Here is a 20,092-nt window from a genome sequence, read left to right as displayed (position 1 = left end):
TGCTACATAAAATTAGCTGGATTTCCCACCTTGTGAACCGATCATTTTCAAGATGCTGTCTTCCAATGAGCCGGTCCCGGCTGTTTTTTCCATGTAGTTCATCTGACCAAAGTACTTGGCCACCAAGTCAATTCGAACTTGATCTCTCTGCTCTTTGGTTAGGTCGGCTAGATATGGGCCTAAAGAGTTGGTTTCCACGTAAAATTTTCTATGGTAAATCGCGACCCGTCTGTGTCTGTCTGAGATTACCGCCGAGTAGATGCCCATAATCAAAAGTCCAATACTGACAATTGATCGTGAACCAACTGTGGCGAAATTTACGTCCAGAACTTCGCAATTGTGTGCTCTTGAAAGTTTGATCCAGTGGAACCACTCGAATTGAGGTGATGCAACTATACATCGATCATATGCATAAAGAATTATGGAAACAAGAAATGTGAGGATGAAAAAACAAACAGAGATAATCATCCATTTCGACGAAAGTTTGAATTCATCGTCTGAAATCTTGATGTTCTCATCAGCTACTAACTCATTGACGCGCATTTGAGTTAGTCCTGTAATATTGGATGCAAGTCCCTTTATCAGCTGTTCATTTGCTTCTGCGGTTTCCACCGCTAGCTGTAGCTTCTCTGTCGCCTTGTGGACGTTGGAGTCAACTTCGGATTCTTTTCGTCTAATAAACTCCTCGATCGCTTTACTTGCTCGTCGAATTGCCTCGGCCGTGTATTCCTGCTCATCGTTTCCGCTGGAAAAAAGCGAACTTTCCCGCATGTGGCGGATGGTGTCGCCTATGCTTAATCGTCTATTCGGTGCGTGGTTTTTATAAGTCGCGCTGGATGTTGATAGAACCTCATTTGCTTCTGACATTAGTATTTCAATACTATCTTTGGTGATCCTTTGGGTGTCGATGCTTGTCAGTAGCTTTATTAGTGAGGTTGCTATTTTTGCTGCATTTTTCGAGTTGAATTGTGAAATGCTGGTTAAGTCCCCGGATTTTATGATTCGGTTGACTCGGTTAAGCCATGCGCGCAACTTCCTCGATATTGGTAGTCGCTCGTCTTTTTGAGAGCAGCTAATAATGAAGTTGTCGAAATGAGCAATCGCGTTATCGATTATTTTGGCAATATCATTAATGTCAATCAGTTCTGCCATTTGATGCTAATCCTCTTCAAGCCGTCAGTTGAGTACCGGTGTCCACCAGCAAATGCAGTTCTCACCGGCGATGACGGCTTCGCACTTCGATGGCGGGTAGATAGGTAATGCGGTCACAGAGTAGGAGCCAGCGAAGTGCTTGGCGTGATCGCAATAGTCTAGGAGGACAGTAGGGTGAATCTGAATGGCTTGGATGAACCGGCGACGGCGATACTCAGCGATGTCGCGGTTCCACGCTTCTGTGCTTTGCCGCTGCAATTCCGAATAGTCTAGCTTCGGAGACCGCTCGCCCCGCGCCCTCTCGGCATCCTCGGCCATCGCGGCCGTCATCATTCGGTTCTCTGTCTCGTTGGAAAATCGCTTGATGTAGATGGTTTCTTTGCAGGGGCGACACTTTGACTGCCTGCTGGGCATGGCTTTGAGGCCGTACCCGCAGTAGGGGCAGGGTAACAATCCTGGCATCGCGTTTCCTCCTCAGAAAATGCGTTAGGTCCAGCTCTCCAAAAAGGTGAGCAATGCCCTCCGCCTCGCGGCTGGGAGCTTGCGATAGATAGTCAAAAGGCATGATTCATCCGCTGGTAACGCTTCATATTCTTTTGTTGGTTCACGCACTGACGGCGTATCGAACCTCATCCCTCCTCTGCCTGTGGCCAGCCATTCGAACGACACGCCACAGAGCACTGCAATCTGCGACAGGTTGTCGGTATCCGGTCTGATCTTGTCCGCTTCCCAGTTGGTCACTGTGGGCGCCGAAACTGCCATGCGCCTTGCGAACTCGGCTTTGCTGAAGCCTGCGAACTCACGCGCGTGCGTGATCCGCGTAGCGACTGGGTTTGCTTTCATTGGGCGAATTCTAGCGTTAGCTACCGGCAAACAAAGTTTGTTATTGACTAACACTGAGCCATCAGAAAACTTAGTTATCAGCTAACTAAGTGAGCTTGATATGAGCCCGCTGCGAACTCGACGTGAAGCCCTGTGCATGAGCCTGTACGACCTGTCTGAAAAGGTTGATGCATCAGTGCCCCATCTATCGAACATCGAAACCGACAAGGTTCGCTGTTCCCCGGCGCTGGCTGAGCGCATCGCCAAGGTCCTGGAAATTTCCGAGCTGGAAATTCTGTATCCCGATCGCTACACGCAGCCGGCCGCAAACGCCCCCATGAACGTCTCCTCCTCCACCGCGTATCCGTGCTCGCAAGCAGTCGCTCACCGTGCACGCGCTCAAGCTCCTGGTGAATGAGGAGGGAAGGCCGCTGACCTACCATGCCCTGCGAAGCCGCTTTGACCGTGCGCGCATCGAAGCCGCCAAGCAGAACATCGGGCTGGCCAGCGAGATCCAGCACTTTCAGTTCCGGGATCTGCGCGCCAAAGCGGGTACCGATACGACCGAATCGTCCGGCGACATTCGCAAGGCACAGAAGCAGCTCGGCCATACAACCGTGACGACGACCGAGCGTTACGTGCGAGATAGAAGGGGTGCTTTGTCCGACCCGACAAAGTAGGAATTGCGGAGCACGCGCAGAATTGCGGAGCAAAACGAAAAGGGCTCACATTGCTGTGAGCCCTTCTGTATCTGGTGGCCAGTCGCGGAATCGAACCACGGACACGCGGATTTTCAATCCGCTGCTCTACCAACTGAGCTAACTGGCCGTCGAGAGAGGCCGCATTAAACAGGAAAGCCTGCGGAGCGTCAAGCGGCTTTGCCGCCAGCCTATAGAGCCAGACGCCGGTCAGTAGGGTGGAGGATGGCAATTTCTCAGCGTGCGGGTGGTTTTTGCGGTGGCGTCGAGACTGCTTTGGTGGCGCTGGCTTTGGCTGCAGCTCCTCGGCGGGAGAGCAATTGCAGCAACTGGTTCAGCTCCTGGGGGGGGCGCTGGTAAACCTCGCGCAGGTTGCCACCGGCCGGGTCAAGCGTCTGGCCGACCTTGAGGTACATGGCGCGGGCATCGGGCGGAGGCAGGCTGACCTCCAGTGTGCTGGCCGAGAGCTTGGTCGGGGTGATGCTGGCGCCGGCGATGTCGTGGCCTTTGTGGCGCAAACCGTTGACCCAGATGATGGGCTGCTGATCGTTCTTCTGGACCATGCCGTCTAGCCGCAGGGTACGCGCCGCGCGTGCAGGATCATCGCTGTCCATGATGCCGGCGCGGATACGGTCCAGCTCCGCGCGTTCCGAGGGCGAGAAGAACAGTTTCCCCAAGGCATCGGGAGGCGGGGTGTCGGCGTGCGCGCTCAGGCTGAACAGCCAGAGCGGCAAGAGGTAGCGCAGGGAACGCTGCATGGGCTGGCTCATGGCGGTGGTGGTGCCACGGGGGGCTTGTCGAGGGTGATGATCTCGCCTTCGCAGGCGCTTTCGAGCAGATAGGGCCGCACGGCATTGCTGCCATCGGCGCGTAGCAACGAGCACTGGCGGATGATGGCGGCGCCTTTCACTGTTTTGAGCCGGGCCAGCATGCGCAGCAGATCCACCTCGTGCAGCAGCTTGGCGGTCAGTGTGAGCTTGCTGGCATAGAACTGCAGGTTCTCCAGCGGCTCCGGCGTGACCGGTGCGTCTTCGAGGGTGCGCCGTGGTTCGATCTTGAGCGTGAGTTCAGCCGGATTCCCTGCCGCGTTCAGGGCGGTGAAGTATTCGATCCAGGGAAGGCGCTGCTCCGGGCCGATCACGCCGCGTGCGCGCATTTGCAGGATAACGGCCTGATACGCGTCGATATTGGCTCGATCTGCCACCGCGGCCGCGGCTCGCGCCTCGGCCTCGCTGACTTTCATCGATGCGCGGTCAAAGCGCGCCTGGGCTTGCTGGCGCAAGGTCCACCCCGCCCAGGCGGTCGCGGCGCCGACCAGCAGGCAGACGCCGGCTGCCATCAAGGGTTTGCGCAGCAGTCGGAGATCGGCAAGAGACCAACTCATAGCGCGGTCTCCTCTTGCGGCGCGGGAGAGGGATTCAGCGGCAACGTGAGCTTGAGGGTGAAGGGCGCGCCCGCGCTGGCGGTGCCGGTGGTGCTGCCCAGATCTACCGTGCCTTCCGGGCGCGTGTCGATGGGGAGCTGCAGCTTCTCGACTGTGGCATCGGGACGCACCTGCAGCGCTTGTGCTATTTCATCCACAATGGCCAGCGCCTCCCGGTAACGCAACTGATAACCGATTAGCTGGCCCCGGATGCCGATGATCAGGTAACGCCCGGTTGGCGGTGCGGCAGCACCCTCGACGGGCATTGGGGCGGCTGCCGGAAGCGGGGCGCTGCTCGTGGCGCCCAGCAGTCCGGCGGGCATGGCGCTTGGCTGACTGCTGATCATCCAGACCAGGGCATCGAGGTCCAGCATGGGGTAGCGGTTGACGATCTCGGTGATCGGGCTCAGGCCATCGGCCAGCGCGGGCCATTCCTCGACAAGCTGACGGTAACTCTGCACCACATGCTTCATGCCCGTGGGGCTGAGCTCTCCTTCCTTGATATCGGCCTGATTGGCGGCATAAGTGGCTTCGGCGGTGGCCGTGCGCTGGTCGAGCGCGCTGATGCTGCGATCCAGTGCCTGGCTGTCTTGCCAGAGGTAGGCGCCCGCCAGCAGGCCGCCCAGCAGCAGGAGGGTGCCGCCGACAAACAGGCCGCGACCGATCTGCCAGGCAAGGTACGGTTTGCGCTGTGCCGGCGTGGCATATTGGTTGGGCGGGGCGCGCTTGGCGATCAGGCGCAGCCACATCGGCTCTGCCATGGCCACGCCGGGATCGCTGACGCTGCCCAGCGCATGGGCCACCTGGACCAGATCCAGAAAGTGATAGTGGATCAGCTCGGAGTCCGGGCAGCGTGCCCGTAACTGGGCGCAGGCCTCGGTGCTGCACAGCATCACCACCTGCATGGCCTCGTTACGCTCCAGCGCACGCAGGCTGGCGAGGAACTGGCGTGCCCTGGCGGCTTCGCTGATCAGACTGTCGCTGAGTGCTTCGAGGCTGTCGTCATCAATGGTGGTGAGCCGCGAGAATCGTAGCGCGCCGTCCGCGATATAGGTCTGCCGCAGTCCGCTGCCGGTTTGCCGGCTGACAATCAAGGCCTTGTGCGGGATGGCCTTGGCGCCGATGGCGTAGCGGCTGGTCAACAGCGCGACCGAGTGAATCGCGGCAATCCGCGCGCCGGCCTGCATTAGCGGCATGACCCAGCGATCCAGCGGGGTCGGGTTGGTCAGCGCAGTAAACAGGACGCGATGGTCGCGGCGCCCTTCGGCCTCTCTGCCCTGAAAGGCATAGCTGCGATAGCCGGACTCCCGGTACAGCTGCTGCAGACGGCGTTCGACCATCAGGCGGCGATCACGCGGGTTGGCATGCGGGATCGTCTCGATCCGGTAATCCTCTTCGAGCAGATCGAACAGCAAGTGCCAGTGAGCGTCGGGATACTGCGCTACCAGCGTTTCGAAGGCGGCCATGCCGTCCAGGTCCGCCGGGCAGCGCGCGTACTCGGCCAAGGACTTGCCGGCAGCGCGCCAGACGGTGGTGCCGAGGTCGTTGACGAACAGGTAGAAGCGGGTAATCGCCATCAGATCTTGATCTTGGTCAGCAAGTCGTAAATCGGCCCCAGCACCGACAGCATCACCGAGCCGAGAATGAAGCCTAGCACTACGGTCATGACCGGTTCGATCAGCGACTGTACGCGCTCGATCGATTCCTTGACTTCGCGATTGTAAAAGTAGCTGACATTGCGCAGGGCACTATCCAGACCGCCCGTGTTTTCACCGACGCGTAGCATGCGGATCACCAGCGGTGGGAACAGACGCACTTTTTCAAAGCTGGCGGCAACGCCCTGGCCCTCGGTAATCAAGCCGCGGACCTCGACCAGACCGCGGGCAATCACCACATTGCCGACCACACCTTCGAGGATGCGGATGCTTTCCAGAATGGCGATGCCCGAGGAGTAGGTCAGCGCGAAGTAGGCGGCAAACCGCGCCAGCATGATTTTCTGGAGCACCGGTCCGATAAAGGGGACACGCAACTTGAGCCCATCGACCTTGTACTGGTATTCGGGGTCACTTTTGCGCCACAGCAGCCAGCCGCCGATGCCGACACCAATCAGGGTAAGGATGACCCACCAGTCGTTGACGATGAAGTCAGACAGCGCGATCAGCAGCCGCGTATTCCAGGGCAGTTCCTGCTGCATGCTCTGAATGAACTTGACCAGCTGCGGCACCAGCCATGCCAGCAGGAACACGACGACTCCGAGCACGACGGACCCGACAAAGGCCGGATACATCAACACTTTTTTGGTCTGCGCGGCCAACTCGTCCTGCCACTTGAGCGTATCGACCAGACTCAGCAGCACATCTGCCAGCTTGCCGGTTTCTTCGCCGGCCTGGATCAGGTTCACGAAGACTGGCGCAAAGACATTGGGGTGATTGCCCAGCGCCTGCGATAGCTGCAAGCCGCCCTCGATATCCTCAATGATCACGGCAAGGATCTCGCGGAATGCCGGATGCTCGATGGTGTCGCGCAGATCGGCCAGTCCGTCCAGCAGGGGGACGCCGGCACGGGTCATCTGCTCCATATGGAAGCAGAAGGTGATCAGGTCCTTGCGGGTGATGGCCTTCTGGGCAAACAGGCCCTTACCCGAGGCCACTGCCTTTTCGCTGATGAGGGTCAGTTCCAGCCGCGCAAGGCGTGTCTCCAGATCCGCCGTATTGCTGGCTTCGAGCTGACCGCGGACGGTACGGCCCTGGTTGTCGATGGCGCGGTACTTGAACTGCATGGTGTCGGATCCTGAGCAGGCGCTTAGATGCGATCAGTCAGATCGACCACACGGGAGATTTCATCGATCGAGGTCAGCCCCTCTGCGACACGGCGTACGGCGTCATCGGCCAGCGGGCGGAAACCTTTCTCGATAGCCAGTTTGCGGATTTCCCGTGCGGTGCCACGGCGCGCGATCAGCTCGTCGATCTCGCCGTCGAGCTTGAGGATCTCCAGCACCGAGATCCGGCCCTTGTAACCCTGGCCGTTGCAGCGCTCACAGCCCCTTGCGCGGTAAAGGGTCAGTTCACCGGGTGGCAGGCCGAGGATATGGCGCTCGAAATCATCAGGCTGGTATGGCTCCTTGCAGGCGCCGCACAGCTTGCGCACGAGCCGCTGCGCAATGATGCCGATGATGTTGCCCGCCATGATGTCGGGCAGCACGCCAATATCCAGCAGACGCGGCACGGCACCCACGGCCGAGTTGGTATGCAGGGTTGAATACACCTGGTGGCCGGTCATGGCGGCGCGGAAGGCCATCTCGGCCGTGTCCTTGTCGCGGATTTCACCGACCAGGATGATGTCCGGGTCTTGTCGCATCATCGAGCGGATACCCGAGCCGAAGTCGATCTTGTCGCTGACATTGGTCTGGCGAATCATCGGCAGCGGGTATTCGACCGGGTCTTCCAGGGTCATGATGTTGACCCCTTCGGAATTGATGTGACTAAGGATCGAATACAGCGTCGTCGTTTTGCCCGAGCCGGTGGGCCCGGTGACCAGGATGATGCCCTCGGGCCGCGCCAGCATCAGCTTGAGCAGGTTGAGGTTATCGTCGGGCAGGCCGAGCTGGTCCAGTGGCACCAGGCCTTTGTGGCGGTCCAGGATACGCAGTACCACGTTTTCACCGTAAACCGTGGGCTGTGCTGCGACCCGGAAATCGAGCTGGCGGCCAGAGATCGAGAGCGAGATACGCCCATCCTGCGGGGCGCGGGTCTCGGCGATGTTCATTGATGACATGACCTTGAGGCGCACGACCATGGCCGGCCAGTAGGTCTTGTGCAGGCTGCGGATCTGCCGCAGCACGCCATCGATCCGGTAGCGGATACGCACGAACTGGGGTTCGGGCTCGAAGTGGACGTCGGACGCGCCGTGGTGCACGGCATCGGCCAGCAGGGCATCGATCAACCGGACGACCGGTTGGCTGTACTCGGCGTCGCCGCTGGAGAGGCTGGCGTAGTCGATCTGACCGGTTTCGATCTCGTGCAGAATGCCGTCAATCGACAGCTCGAAACCATAGTACTGATCAATCGCGCGGATGATGTCGGCTTCGGCGGCCAGCCGGGCTTCGATCTCGTAGGCATTGCGCAGTAGCGCCCGGACCTGATCCTGTGCGACCAGATTGTTCGGGTTGGCCATGGCCACCGTGAACTTGCGTGCTTCGTCATCAACCGACAAGGGCAGCATCAGATTGCGCTTGGCAATGTCCTTGGGCAGCAGGGCGATGGCGGCATTGTTGGGCAGGATCTTGGCCAGATCGACGGATTCCTGCCCCAGGTTCTCCGACAGCGCCTCGCGCAGCGTGGCATCGGAAACGAAACCGAGCCGGACCAGTTCCTTGCCCAGCGGCGTACCAGTCTTGCGCTGCTCGGTCAGCGCGATGCGCAGCTGGTCGGGGCTGATGACGCCCTTGTGGACCAGCAGTTCACCGAGCGGAAGCTTCTTGCCTGCCGCCGCCACTACTCGCCCCCCAGCTTGGCCAGCCGGCGTTGCGCGGCATCAGCATCAAAGGAAGCGGGTTTGCGGGCAGCCATGTTCAGCGCCTTGCGGTAGTAGTCGGCCGCCAGCTTGCGTTCACCCAGCGCATCCAGCGCAATTGCCAGGTTGTAGGCGTAGTCGGGATCATCAGGCGCCGCTCCGTGTGCCTGGAAGTAGAACTCCTGGGCTTCACTCCAGCGCCCCTGGCGCGCCAGTAAATTGGCGAGCGCAGTGGCGGTTTCCGGCCGTGGCGACTGCTGCATCTGCGTACGCAGCTTGCCTTCGGCGGCGTCCGGATCGTTATTGGTCGATAGGCTGATCAGTGCCGCATTGGCCAGCTCGTCACGCGGGTTGTCGGCCAGCACACGACGGTACAGATTGCGTGCTTCGTCCAGCTGTTGCCGCTGCACCGCAACGGCGGCCAGCCCCAGCAGAGCATCACGGCTCTTGCTGTCCTGACGCAGATGCTGGCGGTACAGCTCGGCCGCGCGCGGGTAGTCGCCTTGCTGGAAGGCGTCGTAAGCCAGTTGCAGATTGCGGGGTATGGCGTTGTCCTGGGCATCGCGCACAAAACGCACATCCGGCGCAGCCACGTCATGCGGCACTTCAATGACTCGGGCGCGATCGCCGTCGCGGGGTTTTACCGGAGGAGCGGGCTGCGGCGGCGCTTGCGTTGTGTCGGCCGCCGGCGCGGGCGTGCTCGCCGTTACTGGCGTGCTTGGTGCCGGGGCGACGCTGCCGGCGCTGTCTGTGGGCGCCGGAAGAGCATTGCTGACTGCCTCGGCCACGGCCGCCTCTGTGAGGGGGGCGGCATCGGAGGCACTGGTTTGGCGGGTCGGCACGAGGGCAAGCGAGCCTTGCTGCGTGCCTTGCCACAGCCACCAGAGCCAGCCGCCGCCTGCGAAGACCAGCGCGAAACACAGTCCTATCAGCAAGGCTACCCTTCGACCTCGCGAGAGCCCTTGGCTCTGCGTGCGCTTGCTGTCGAACAGCTGACGGGTGGCTTCGGGAGATAGCTGCATCGGGCTATCGCGACGGGTCTCCAGCGCAATCGTTGCCGCCGGCGATGCCGGGGGGCTGGTCGGCGTGGTGCTGGATGCTGACGGAGGTGCGGCGACGGGATCGGGCTCGCGAGCCGTCGATACTGCTGCCGGCGGAGCGGCTTTTGCGATCTCCGCAACGGGTTCCGTTGCGGGTTGAGCTTTTGGCTCGGGCTGGGCTGCAACGGTCATCTCCGCCGCGGGTTCGACGTCCATCAGCGCGGGAATTTCCTTTGCAGTCGGCGTCGGCGTGGCTTCCATTTCATCCGGCCCAGCCATCTCCAGCGCGGGCAAGGCTGCCTCTTCGGGCGCCCCGCTGGTGAGCGCCAGGTCTTCGGTATGTGGCGCAACGGGTTCCAGCGTGAAGGTCAGCCCATCGGCGGCGGGTGAAGCGGTCGGCGCGACCGGCGCCGCCGGCTCGATGGCGTCTTGCAATGACAGTTCGGGCAATGCAGCCTGGCCGGCATCGGGCTGCCCCGGCACGGCGGCACTGGCAGCGGGTGCCGTCGTGAGTCCGGCCTCACGGCGTCGTTTGGCTTCTTCGGCTTTTTTCAGGGCGTCGAGCAGCAGGCTCATGGGTAGTCCTCAGCGCGCGGGCAGTCCGCTCTTGAAGACGGAAATTTCGTCCTGTTTGCGGTTGAAAAAATCTTCGGCAGGCAGGTACTGGCGATATTCGGACAGATCCCCGTTCAGGCTGGCATCGCGGATCACCACCGGGCGCAGGAAGATGACCAGCTCGGTTTTGGTGGCCACGTCGTCGCGGTAGCTGAACAGGTCGCCCGCGCCAAAGGGCAGGCGTGACAGGCCGGGAATGCCGCTGCGCTTGTTGTCGACCTGATCCTGGATCAAGCCGCCCAGAATGGCGACCTGGCCGCTGGCCAGCCGCAAGGTGGACTCCACTTCGCGCACCTGGATTTCCGGAATCAGGTTCTGCACCTTCTGGTCATTGGCGCCGAACTGCGATTGCGCCAGCGCCAATGCAGGATCAGCCTGGTAGCCGGTAATCCGGCTGATGGTGGGACGTACATTGAGCGAGACCGTGTCGCCATCGCTGACCTGAGGCGTCACGCTCATGACCATGCCCACCGGTACGGTGTGGATCTCGCTGGTCCAGGTGCGGCGCTCGGGTGAGTTCTGCGTGGCGGCCTCGATGTCCAGCGTGATGTTGAAGTAGACCTTCTCGTCCACCACCTTGAGCAGGGCGGTCTGGTTATTTAGCGCCATGATCTTGGGGCTGGACAGGACTTTGGCCTTGCCGAACTGTTCGAGCGCCTTCACGGTGGCTGTGAAATCCGCGCCGTTGAGCAGGCTGCTGGCCTTTTTGGTGTAGGTCAGCAGGGTGTAGGGCAGCTGACTGAGACTGTCGCCCAAGGCGTTCTGGGTGATGTTGGCGCGGTTATCCTGCAAGGAGCCATCGGTATTGGCCTTGAACGAGGCCCAGTTGATGCCGGTCTGGTATTGGTCGTTCAGGGATACCTCAACGATGGTGGCCTCGATCAGCACCTGCCGGCGTGCGCTGGCGGTGATGCGATCAAGAAACTCCTGGACTTTGGCATGTTCGCGGCTGGTTGCGTTGACGCTCAGGACGCCGGTTTCCGGGTGGATGAACACATCATCGCTCTTGGCGTCCGCGGCCTGCGGATTGGCCTGCTGGGCGTTGGGGCCCAGCACCATGGACAGCAACTGAGGCGCCCCGGTGCCCGCCTGCGCCACCATCTGGGCGGCACGCATGCGCTCCTCCTGTTTGCGCCGCTCGGCTTCGGCCTTCTGCTCGGCGACTTCTGCGTTGCGCGATTGCTCATCCTTGGCTTCCATCGCCTCGCGCTCCTGCTTCTCCTGCTGGGTAACGGCGCGGGTAGACTGGAGCAGGCTGCGAATATTGGTCTCGAGCCGCTCCCAGAACTTGTTATCGGAGGTGTTGCTGACCTCGGTGACCGAGCTGTTGGAACCGGCATTGCCCGTGCTGCCACCGGTGCCGCTGACCGAACCCCCTGCACTGGAGACGCTGGTGGAAATGGTGACCGTGCTCTTGGTGCTGCGAGTGATGTTGACGTAGTCGAGCGTGTAGGTCTTGAGGAATGGGCGATCGGGCACCACGGCCAGGACGCCGTTTTCCAGCGTGTAACGCATGTCGATCTGGCGGGCGATGCGATCCAGGATCTGCGGCAGGGTCTGGTTCAGGGCATTGAGCGTCACCGTGCCCTTGACCAGCGGGTGCACATCAACGTTGAGCTTGGCGTCGCGCGCCAGTGCAAACATCAGATCGCGCACCGGGACGTTGTTGACAACCACGCTATAGGTATCGGTCTTGGTCTGGGCGCCGGGCTTGGGCAGGAAGGCATGGCGCTCGACGGGCTGGGGCAGGTCGGCCGGACGTTCGGCTGGCGGGGTCACGTGGCGCTGCGGGTCAACCTGCACGGGCTGGGTCGCGCAACCGGCGGCAAACATCAGGGCGGAGAGAATCAGCGGGCGTCGCATGTGCAGTCGCAGAGTCGAGTTTGCTTCGAGTTTACACCTTTGCATGAATAATGCCGCCGAAATCATTGATTCATAAGTCTTTCGTTGTGGTGGGTTGCTCATTCCGATGGCATATCAGCGCGAACGCCCGCCACCGTCCGGAGTAGCGGATCGCGGCGCTGGAGATCGCTGGGTAAAGCGGCGAGCACGGCGGCGGCCTCTTGCTGGCTTGTGAATAAGCCGTAGAAGAGGGCGGTATATGCCTGGCCTTGCCGCTGGATAGGATGGAAGTACAGGTTGTCCACGGGCAGGCTACGGCCGGCCTGCACCAGCATCTGCATCAGTTGCCGCTCTTCGCTGGCGGGGCGTGAGGCGAGCTGGATGGTGAAGGTGTTGTCGCTGCTGCGTGCGAATGTCGCCATGCTGCGTTGCAGTCGCGCTGCATAGAGCGACGTTTCCTTGCCGGTTTCGGGGGGCGCGGGTGGTGTGCTCGGCGGCGCCGCCTTGGGTGCCGGCAGGGGGGGGCTTGGCTGTGAGGCGATGGCTGGCGCAGGTGTCATGGGCTGGTCGGGCAGCCAGCGGCTGGCGCCCGCCCCGAGCAGCAATCCCGCCACCAGCAGGCTGCCGCCGACCAGCATCCGGGTGGGCAGCCGTTTGCTCTGCTTGCGGAATCCGCTGTCACGTATCGCAGCCTTGGTTTCTGCGGTATCCACCTGGTGCCGACCCGCAGCAAAGGAAGCAATCAGCGCTTTGTCGGCCAGAATATTGATGCGCCGGGTCAGGCCTTCGGATTCGGCGGCGATCAGTTTGATGGCTTGCGGGCTGAACAGGTCCGGTCCTTTGTAGCCTGCTGCGCGTAGCCGGAACATCAGGTAATCGCCCACGTCGGTTTGGCGCAAGGGCACCAGCTCGAAGCTGTGGGTGATGCGTTCGCGCAACTGGCGCATATGGGTAGGGGCCAGCTTGGCATCCAGTTCGGGCTGGCCGAACAGGACGATCTGCATCAGCTTGTGGTGGCCGTGCTCCAGATTGGACAGCAGGCGGATTTCTTCCAGGCTCTCTTCCGGCATGGCGTGGGCCTCATCGATCAGCACCACTACCTGCCGGCCGGCCGCGTAACGGGCGATCAGCGCTTCCTGAAGGGCGCGGATGAGTACAGTGGCGCGCTGGTGATCGATATCCAGTCTCAGGTCATCTGCGATCGCACGCAGGATTTCTTCCTTGCTGAGGCTGGGATTGGCCAGATAAACGGTATCGATACCTTCGGGCAGACGCTCCATCAGCACGCGGCACAGCATGGTCTTGCCTGCGCCGACCTCACCGGTCACCTTGACCAGCCCCTCGCCATGGAGGATGGCGTATTGCAGCGCCTCCAGCGTGGCGCCGCGGTTGGCGCCCTGGTAAAAGAACTCGGTGTGCGGGGTGATGCGGAACGGCGGTTCGCTCAGTCCGTAATGCTCAAGGTACATGGCGGTCGGTGCCCGTGTATGCGGCGGTTCGTGTGTCTCTAGACATCAGAGTTGGTGGTCCTTGCCTGATTTAGCCTCAAGCCGGCTATACAGCGTTGTCCGGTTGATGCCGAGCAGCCGTGCGGCTTGACTCATATTGCCATCGGCAAGCTTGAGTGCGGCGGCGATGCATTGCTGCTCCCAGCTGGCCAGCCAGTTGTCCAGGTTGAAGTCGGCATGGTCGCGCAGCAGGCGGATGGCCGCATCCTCATCCACGCGGCCTGTATGGGCGGCAGGCGGAAGCGCCTCGCTGTCGAACTCGTCGGTCAGCATTGCGGCGTCAATCGTCTGGCCCGGGTACTTGGCCAAAAGACGGATGGCGATATTGCGCAGCTCGCGCACATTGCCGGGGAAGCCATAGCGCAGCCAGGCCTGTATGGCCGAAGAGTCCAGGGTGAACGGCGCCTGCCCCAGCTGTTGCGCATAGTGGCCCAGGAAGTGGGTCAATAGCAGCAGGCGATCATCGCCCAGCTCGCGCAGCGGTGGCGTCTCGATACTCAGCACCGATAGGCGGTGATAAAGGTCGGTACGAAAGGCACCACTGCGGGCCAGTGCGCGCAGATCGCGATTGGTGGCGGTGACCACGCGGGCGGCACTGGTCCGGGTCTGTGTTTCGCCCAGGCGCTGGTACTCACCATTCTCCAGTACACGCAGCAGCTTGGCTTGCAAAGGCAGGGGCAGCTCGCCGATCTCATCCAGAAACAGAGTGCCGCCAGCGGCTTCCTCGAAGTAACCTGCCCGGGCCACGGTGGCGCCGGTAAAGGCGCCTTTGGCGTGGCCGAACAGCGTTGCTTCGATCAGGCTTTCCGTCAGGGCTGCGCAATTGAGGGCGAGGCATGGGCCGTCGGCGCGTGGCGAGGCAACGTGCAGCGCTTTGGCCACGGCTTCCTTGCCCGAGCCGGATTCGCCCGTGATCAGTACCGGAAAAGGCGCTGCGGCGAATTGATGCACCTGTTTGCGCAGGCGTTCCATTGGCGCGCTGGCACCGATCAGGCCGGCGATTTCAAGCCGGGGCTGCAGGGTGTGCTCGGCTACCTGCCAGTTCAACGCCCGCGCCAGTGCCGCGCGGATCACATCGGGTCCGGCCGGCTTGGCAATGAAGTCCACGGCCCCCAGTGTGCGGGCATGGCGGGCATTGTGCTCATCGGTCTGGCCGGTCAGTGCAAGGATTTTCAAGGTTGGCAGCAGGGCGGCAAGCTCAACGATCAGCCGGAAGCCCTCATCGGGCTGATGGCTGCGCGGTGGCAGGCCCAGATCCACAAGTGCCAGTGCGGGGACGAAATCGACAGATGTAGCCAGCGCGATGGCTTCGGTGCGATTGGCAGCGCAGCGCACGGTGAACTGGTCACCTAGCACGAAGCTCAGGGTGTCGCGGATCAGCGGGTCGTCGTCAACCAGCAGCAGGCCGGCTTGGGCAGGATTCATGGGTCTGGCAGGTATCCGGATAAAAATTGTCACCCGGGTCTTGTGGACCCGCGGGGAGGCCCCATTTAGGACGGTGTTGCCAATCTACCGTCGAGAACTCGACATATCCTAGCACTGTGCCGCCGGGTGGCGCAGGTCTGCTTGCTTGTTGTTGCACTGCAACGAGAACTGGCCGTCCGAATTGTTGTCGGAGGGTCCCTGAACTAAAATTTCGAGTCCACATGCCGCCGAGCGCATCTCCTGTGTCTGCCGAACCGCTTGTCGTCGTCGACAATGTCACCTTTTCTTACGACCGCCGCACCATTCTCAAGGGTATCAGTCTGGATATCCCCAAGGGCAAGGTCGTGGCCATCATGGGCGGTTCCGGCTGCGGTAAGACCACACTGTTACGGCTGATCGGTGGTCAGGTCAAGCCATCCAAGGGCGAAGTCCGGGTGGGTGGCAAGGTGGTGCACGATCTGGACTCCGACGGCCTGTATCACCTGCGCCGCAAGATGGGCATGCTGTTCCAGTTCGGTGCCTTGTTCACCGATATGTCTGTTTTTGACAACGTCGCATTCCAGATGCGCGAGCACACCGATCTGCCCGAATCGATGATTCGCGATCTGGTGCTGATGAAGCTGCATGCGGTGGGCTTGCGCGGTGCCGCCAAGCTGATGCCGTCGGAACTCTCCGGCGGCATGGCACGCCGTGTTGCGCTGGCCCGTGCGATTGCGCTGGACCCGATGCTGGTGATGTACGACGAACCCTTTGCCGGCCTGGACCCGATCTCGCTGGGGATCGTCGGCAAGCTGATCCGCGAACTCAATGATGCGCTCGGCGCCACCTCGATACTGGTCACGCACGACGTCATCGAGTCCTTGCAGATCGTTGATTACATTTACTTTGTCTCTGATGGTCGCATCGTCGCACAGGGTACGCCGGAGGAGATTCGTGCCTCCGAGGAGCCCTTTGTGCGGCAGTTCGTGGGCGGCCTGCCCGATGGTCCGGTGCCTTTCCAGTACCCGGCGAAAGACTATTCGGCCGAACTGATGGGGGTGGGCCGTGTCTGAGTGGCTCGATAAACGCTTACGTAACCTTGGCGCACCGATTGTCGATGCGCTGATCAAGCTGGGTTTCGGCTTTCGCTTCTTCATGGCCTTGCTGTGGCATTCGGCCACGGCTTGGCGCCGGCCTGCGCTGGTCGTGCGCGAGGTGTATTTCTCTGGCGTGCTCTCGCTGGTGATCATTCTGGTGTCGGGCCTGTTCGTGGGCATGGTGCTGGGTCTCCAGGGGTACGACACGCTGGTGCGCTTTGGCGCATCCGAGGCCTTGGGTGTGCTGGTTTCGCTGAGTCTGCTGCGTGAACTGGGCCCGGTCGTTGCCGGTCTGCTGTTTGCCAGCCGTGCCGGCTCGGCCATCACGGCGGAAATCGGCCTGATGCGCGCCACCGAGCAGTTGGCGGCCATGGAAATGATGGCGGTCAATCCGATCGCCCGCGTGGTTGCGCCGCGCTTCTGGGGCGGCGTGATTGCAATGCCCATTCTGGCCGCGCTGTTTTCCACCATGGGCATTCTGGGTGGTTATGTGGTTGGCGTGATGCTGATCGGCGTGGATGCCGGATCGTTCTGGGCGCAGATGCAGTCACAGGTCGATCTGTACTACGACATCGGCAATGGCCTCATCAAGAGTGTGGCATTCGGTATCGCCGTCTCGGTGATTGCCGTATTCGAGGGTTTTGATGCACCGCCGACCGCCGAAGGGGTGTCGGGTGCCACCACGCGTACCGTGGTGACGTCCTCGCTGGTTATTCTGGGTCTGGACTTTGTCCTGACCGCGTTCATGTTTAGGGGTGTTTGATGAATCGCCGGGTGTATGACTTCTGGGTAGGCGTGTTTGTGATGCTGGGTCTCGCGGCCTTGGTGTTCCTGGCGTTGCGGGTCAGCAATGTCTCGTCAAGTGGCGGTAAACCCACCTACCGTGTAACGGCTGCTTTCGACAATATCGGTGGCCTGAAGGCGCGTGCGCCGATCAAGAGCGCCGGTGTGCTGGTAGGCCGAGTGGCCAGCATCCAGCTCGATCCGACAACCTACCGTGCCGTGGTGGCCATGGATATCGAACAGGAGTTCCAGTTCAGCCGCGACTCTTCGGCCGAGATCCTGACTTCGGGCATTCTGGGCGACCAATACATCGGTATCGAAGCCGGTGCCGAGGAGGCCATGCTCAAGTCCGGCGACAAGATCGCGCTGACCTCGTCGGCCGTGGTGCTGGAAAAACTGATCAGTCAGTTCATGTTCAGCAAGGCGGCGGAGAATCCGCCTTCAGATACCCCCGCTCAATAAGCCGGACCCATAACAAGGAACCCCCATGCGCAAGCTATTCGCCTTCTTCATGCTGCTGATCGGTCTGGGCGCCATGGCCGCTGCCGATGCGCCCGCGCCCGAGCAACTGGTTCGCACAACCAGCAAGGATGTGCTCGAAGCGATCAAGAAAGACAATCTGCAGCCCACCGATAAGCGCTTCCGCGATCTGGTCGAGGCCAAGGTCATGCCGAGTTTCGACTTCAACCGCCTGACCGCATCCGCCGTGGGCAAGTCTTGGCGTCAGGCTACGCCAGAGCAGCAGGCTGCACTGGTACGCGAGTTCCGCACCTTGCTGCTGCGCACTTACTCGACGGCAGTGGGCACCAACAAGCTGCAGGATATCGACGTCAAGCCGGTACGCATGAGCCCCACCGATACGGAAGTCACGGTACGTACCGAGGTCAAGATCACCGGCGGACAGCCTTTCCCCATCGATTACCGTCTGGCCAAGGCTGGTAATGACTGGAAAGTGTTCGATGTGGCGGTCGAGGGTGTGAGCCTCGTGACCAACTACCGCACCAGCTTCAACCAGACCGTGCAGAAAGATGGCATCAACGGTTTGATCAAGGCACTGGCTGACCGCAATGCGGCTCAACCTGCCAAGACAGGCAAGTAAGCCATGGCGGAAGTCGTAAAGCTGCGCGGTGCCCTGACGCTGGACTCGGTGTGCCGGGTCAGGGCCGAGATGGCGACGGCGCTGGATCAACCGGAGCTGGTCATCGATCTGGCCGAGGTCAGCGAGATCGATTCCACCGCCATCAGCCTTCTGCTGCACTGGCAGCGCGACGCGGCGGCCGCGGGCCGCAAGCTGAGCCTGCAGGCGCCGCCCGAGAATCTGCGCACCCTGTCCTCGCTTTACGGTGTGGAGCCGCTGCTGCCACCGGTTTGCTGACGGGATCTGGTCTATGCTGCAGCGAACCCGCTCCGGAACCCCGGTATGAAAAAAGCCCTGATTTCCCTGTCCTCGCTCACCCTGCTGAGCGCTTGTGCCACCCCGGCGAACCACTACGATCCGATCGAACCGATCAACCGCAAGGTCTATGCCTTCAACAGTGCGGTCGATAAGGCTGTGCTAAAGCCCGTCGCCAAGGGCTACCAGGCGGTAACCCCGGCGCCTGTGCGCACCGGAGTGTCCAACTTCTTCAGCAATCTGGAGGACGTCTACATCGGCGCCTCGAACCTGCTGCAAGGCAAGTGGCGCGAGGCCGCGAGCGACGTTGGCCGGGTTGTGTTCAACACCACGCTGGGTATCGGAGGCCTGATCGACATTGCCACACCCGCCGGCCTGCCCAAGCATGACGAAGATTTCGGCCAGGTGCTGGGCGCATGGGGTGTGGAGTCTGGTCCCTATCTGGTGTTACCGCTGATGGGCCCAAAAACCCTGCGTGATACGGCGGATACCGTCGGTTCGATGGCGATGGACCCCGTGCAGGCCATCAACGATGACGATGCAGTGACGGGCTTGTCTCTGCTGCGCGTCGTGGATCAGCGCACCAAGCTGTTTGCGGCCGAGTCACTGGTTGCGTCGGCGGGTTTTGGTGATGAATACGCCTTCGTACGCGACGCCTACCTGCAGCGTCGCTACAACCTGGTCTGGGATGGGAGTCCGCCCAAGCCACTGCCTTTGGGTGAGGACGAGGAGTATGACCCGGCCGATTCGGCAGCTGCGCCTTCCGCCGCCGAGCCGGCCGCTGCTGACGCATCATCCGTGCCCGCCCAGTAGCACCGTGCGCACTCGGTGCTACGGGCTTCTCGGGTAGAATGCGGCTTTTGCTGCATAGCCGTCGCTCATGTCCATTGCCATCCGCTTTTCAGCCGTCAGGAAGCGCTTCGGGGAAGTCGAGGCGCTTAAGGGCGTTGATCTCGATATCCATGAAGGTGAATTCTTCGCCCTGCTCGGCCCCAATGGCGCCGGCAAGACCACGCTGATCTCGGTGCTGGCGGGTCTGACCCGTCCGGATGGCGGCTCGGCCGAGGTGCTGGGCAGCGATGTACAGCGCGACTATCGCGCTGCCCGCCGCAAGGTCGGTATCGTGCCTCAGGAGCTCACGTTCGATCCCTTCTTCAGCGTCCGTGAGACCTTGCGGTTCCAGTCGGGCTACTTCGGCCTGCGCCGCAATGACGACTGGATTGACGAGCTGCTCCACAATCTGGGCCTGGCCAACAAAGCCGATGCCAATATGCGCTCCCTGTCCGGTGGCATGAAGCGCCGGGTGATGGTGGCGCAGGCCTTGGTGCACAAGCCGCCCGTGATCGTGCTGGATGAGCCGACGGCGGGCGTGGATGTGGAGCTGCGACAGACATTATGGGCGTTCATCCAGGGCCTCAATCAGGCCGGCCATACCATCGTGCTCACTACCCACTATCTGGAAGAGGCTGAAACCCTGTGTAACCGCATCGCCATGCTCAAGCAGGGAGAGCTGGTGGCGCTGGATGACAAGGCCACGCTGATGCAGAGCCATTCTGCCCGCACACTGGCGCTCAAGCTGTTTCCCGATGTCTTGCCCGCTGCCTTGCAGCCTTTGCTGGTGGGGCAGGGTGATGGCGTCTACAAGCTCAAGCTCGACGACTGCAGCACGCTGGAAGCCATGTTGGCCACGCTGCGTGATGCGGGCGTGGCCGTGCGCGATATCGAAATCCTCAAGCCCGATCTGGAGTCGGTCTTTCTTGACGTCATGGGCCGCAAGACGCCCGTGCGGGCGGAGTAAGCGCC

20 protein-coding genes and 1 tRNA gene are annotated in these 20,092 nt (G+C 61.4%); 9 read left to right on the top strand and 12 right to left on the bottom strand.

Features of this window, described 5'->3' with window-relative positions:
- Positions 1-12: 12 nt before the first annotated feature.
- Both O9X62_RS14525 and O9X62_RS16045 read right to left on the bottom strand, forming a co-directional pair.
- Positions 13-1,152: a hypothetical protein gene (locus tag O9X62_RS14525; RefSeq protein ID WP_269533647.1), complete on the bottom strand. Its 1,140-nt coding sequence runs from the start codon at positions 1,150-1,152 to the stop codon at positions 13-15.
- Positions 1,153-1,638: 486 nt separating this feature from the next.
- Positions 1,639-1,995 carry a helix-turn-helix domain-containing protein gene (locus O9X62_RS16045; RefSeq protein WP_374708403.1) on the bottom strand — a complete coding sequence of 119 codons (357 nt, stop codon included), beginning with the start codon at positions 1,993-1,995 and terminating at the stop codon, positions 1,639-1,641.
- Positions 1,996-2,095: 100 nt separating this feature from the next.
- Between O9X62_RS16045 and O9X62_RS14520 the strand changes: the two genes are divergently transcribed.
- Both O9X62_RS14520 and O9X62_RS14515 read left to right on the top strand, forming a co-directional pair.
- Positions 2,096-2,392, top strand: coding sequence for a helix-turn-helix transcriptional regulator (locus O9X62_RS14520; protein WP_269533646.1), 297 nt, complete (start codon positions 2,096-2,098; stop codon positions 2,390-2,392).
- Positions 2,364-2,654 (top strand): tyrosine-type recombinase/integrase, encoded by a 291-nt coding sequence (locus O9X62_RS14515; RefSeq protein WP_269533645.1) that lies wholly within the window; start codon positions 2,364-2,366, stop codon positions 2,652-2,654. Before O9X62_RS14520 ends, O9X62_RS14515 begins: the two co-directional genes overlap by 29 nt.
- Before the next feature lie 72 nt (positions 2,655-2,726).
- Here O9X62_RS14515 and O9X62_RS14510 read toward each other — a convergent pair.
- From O9X62_RS14510 to O9X62_RS14465, 10 genes are all read right to left on the bottom strand, one after another.
- A tRNA-Phe gene (locus O9X62_RS14510) sits at positions 2,727-2,802 on the bottom strand.
- Between the two features lie 106 nt (positions 2,803-2,908).
- Positions 2,909-3,430 carry a hypothetical protein gene (locus O9X62_RS14505; protein WP_269533644.1) on the bottom strand — a complete coding sequence of 174 codons (522 nt, stop codon included), beginning with the start codon at positions 3,428-3,430 and terminating at the stop codon, positions 2,909-2,911.
- 8 nt (positions 3,431-3,438) lie between these two features.
- On the bottom strand, positions 3,439-4,056 hold the full coding sequence (locus O9X62_RS14500) for a hypothetical protein (RefSeq protein ID WP_269533643.1): 618 nt from the start codon (positions 4,054-4,056) through the stop codon (positions 3,439-3,441).
- On the bottom strand, positions 4,053-5,672 hold the full coding sequence (locus tag O9X62_RS14495; RefSeq protein ID WP_269533642.1) for a hypothetical protein: 1,620 nt from the start codon (positions 5,670-5,672) through the stop codon (positions 4,053-4,055). The genes O9X62_RS14500 and O9X62_RS14495 overlap by 4 nt, the downstream gene beginning before the upstream one ends.
- Positions 5,672-6,874: a type II secretion system F family protein gene (locus O9X62_RS14490; RefSeq protein WP_269533641.1), complete on the bottom strand. Its 1,203-nt coding sequence runs from the start codon at positions 6,872-6,874 to the stop codon at positions 5,672-5,674. Before O9X62_RS14490 ends, O9X62_RS14495 begins: the two co-directional genes overlap by 1 nt.
- A gap of 23 nt (positions 6,875-6,897) precedes the next feature.
- The gene (locus O9X62_RS14485) at positions 6,898-8,589 is read right to left on the bottom strand and encodes a GspE/PulE family protein (protein WP_269533640.1); all 1,692 of its coding nucleotides are present in this window, start codon (positions 8,587-8,589) and stop codon (positions 6,898-6,900) included.
- A complete protein-coding gene (locus O9X62_RS14480) occupies positions 8,589-10,223 on the bottom strand; it encodes a tetratricopeptide repeat protein (protein WP_269533639.1) in 1,635 nt (544 codons plus the stop codon). The genes O9X62_RS14485 and O9X62_RS14480 overlap by 1 nt, the downstream gene beginning before the upstream one ends.
- 9 nt (positions 10,224-10,232) lie before the next feature.
- Entirely contained in the window at positions 10,233-12,125 is a 1,893-nt protein-coding gene (gene mshL, locus O9X62_RS14475) for a pilus (MSHA type) biogenesis protein MshL (protein WP_269533638.1), read from the bottom strand.
- 98 nt (positions 12,126-12,223) lie between these two features.
- On the bottom strand, positions 12,224-13,573 hold the full coding sequence (locus tag O9X62_RS14470) for an ExeA family protein (protein WP_269533637.1): 1,350 nt from the start codon (positions 13,571-13,573) through the stop codon (positions 12,224-12,226).
- Between the two features lie 45 nt (positions 13,574-13,618).
- Positions 13,619-15,037: a sigma-54 dependent transcriptional regulator gene (locus O9X62_RS14465; protein ID WP_269533636.1), complete on the bottom strand. Its 1,419-nt coding sequence runs from the start codon at positions 15,035-15,037 to the stop codon at positions 13,619-13,621.
- 242 nt (positions 15,038-15,279) lie between these two features.
- On the opposite strand from O9X62_RS14465, the gene O9X62_RS14460 reads away from it, so the two are divergent.
- The 7 genes from O9X62_RS14460 to O9X62_RS14430 all read left to right on the top strand — a co-directional run bounded on the left by O9X62_RS14460 (position 15,280) and on the right by O9X62_RS14430 (position 20,087).
- A complete protein-coding gene (locus O9X62_RS14460; RefSeq protein WP_308446493.1) occupies positions 15,280-16,089 on the top strand; it encodes an ABC transporter ATP-binding protein in 810 nt (269 codons plus the stop codon).
- Positions 16,082-16,876: a lipid asymmetry maintenance ABC transporter permease subunit MlaE gene (gene mlaE, locus O9X62_RS14455; protein ID WP_269533634.1), complete on the top strand. Its 795-nt coding sequence runs from the start codon at positions 16,082-16,084 to the stop codon at positions 16,874-16,876. The genes O9X62_RS14460 and mlaE overlap by 8 nt, the downstream gene beginning before the upstream one ends.
- Positions 16,876-17,358 (top strand): outer membrane lipid asymmetry maintenance protein MlaD, encoded by a 483-nt coding sequence (gene mlaD / locus O9X62_RS14450; protein ID WP_269533633.1) that lies wholly within the window; start codon positions 16,876-16,878, stop codon positions 17,356-17,358. Before mlaE ends, mlaD begins: the two co-directional genes overlap by 1 nt.
- Before the next feature lie 25 nt (positions 17,359-17,383).
- The gene (locus tag O9X62_RS14445; protein ID WP_269533632.1) at positions 17,384-17,995 is read left to right on the top strand and encodes a phospholipid-binding protein MlaC; all 612 of its coding nucleotides are present in this window, start codon (positions 17,384-17,386) and stop codon (positions 17,993-17,995) included.
- 3 nt (positions 17,996-17,998) lie between these two features.
- Positions 17,999-18,271 (top strand): lipid asymmetry maintenance protein MlaB, encoded by a 273-nt coding sequence (locus tag O9X62_RS14440; protein ID WP_269533631.1) that lies wholly within the window; start codon positions 17,999-18,001, stop codon positions 18,269-18,271.
- Between the two features lie 45 nt (positions 18,272-18,316).
- Positions 18,317-19,102: a VacJ family lipoprotein gene (locus O9X62_RS14435; RefSeq protein ID WP_269533630.1), complete on the top strand. Its 786-nt coding sequence runs from the start codon at positions 18,317-18,319 to the stop codon at positions 19,100-19,102.
- 67 nt (positions 19,103-19,169) lie between these two features.
- A complete protein-coding gene (locus O9X62_RS14430) occupies positions 19,170-20,087 on the top strand; it encodes an ABC transporter ATP-binding protein (RefSeq protein WP_269533629.1) in 918 nt (305 codons plus the stop codon).
- Positions 20,088-20,092: the final 5 nt, after the last annotated feature.

The organism is Chitinimonas sp. BJYL2, assembly GCF_027257935.1.
In the GTDB taxonomy this organism is placed as follows: Bacteria; Pseudomonadota; Gammaproteobacteria; order Burkholderiales; family Chitinimonadaceae; genus Chitinimonas.
This window is presented reverse-complemented; position numbering and strand designations above follow the sequence as displayed.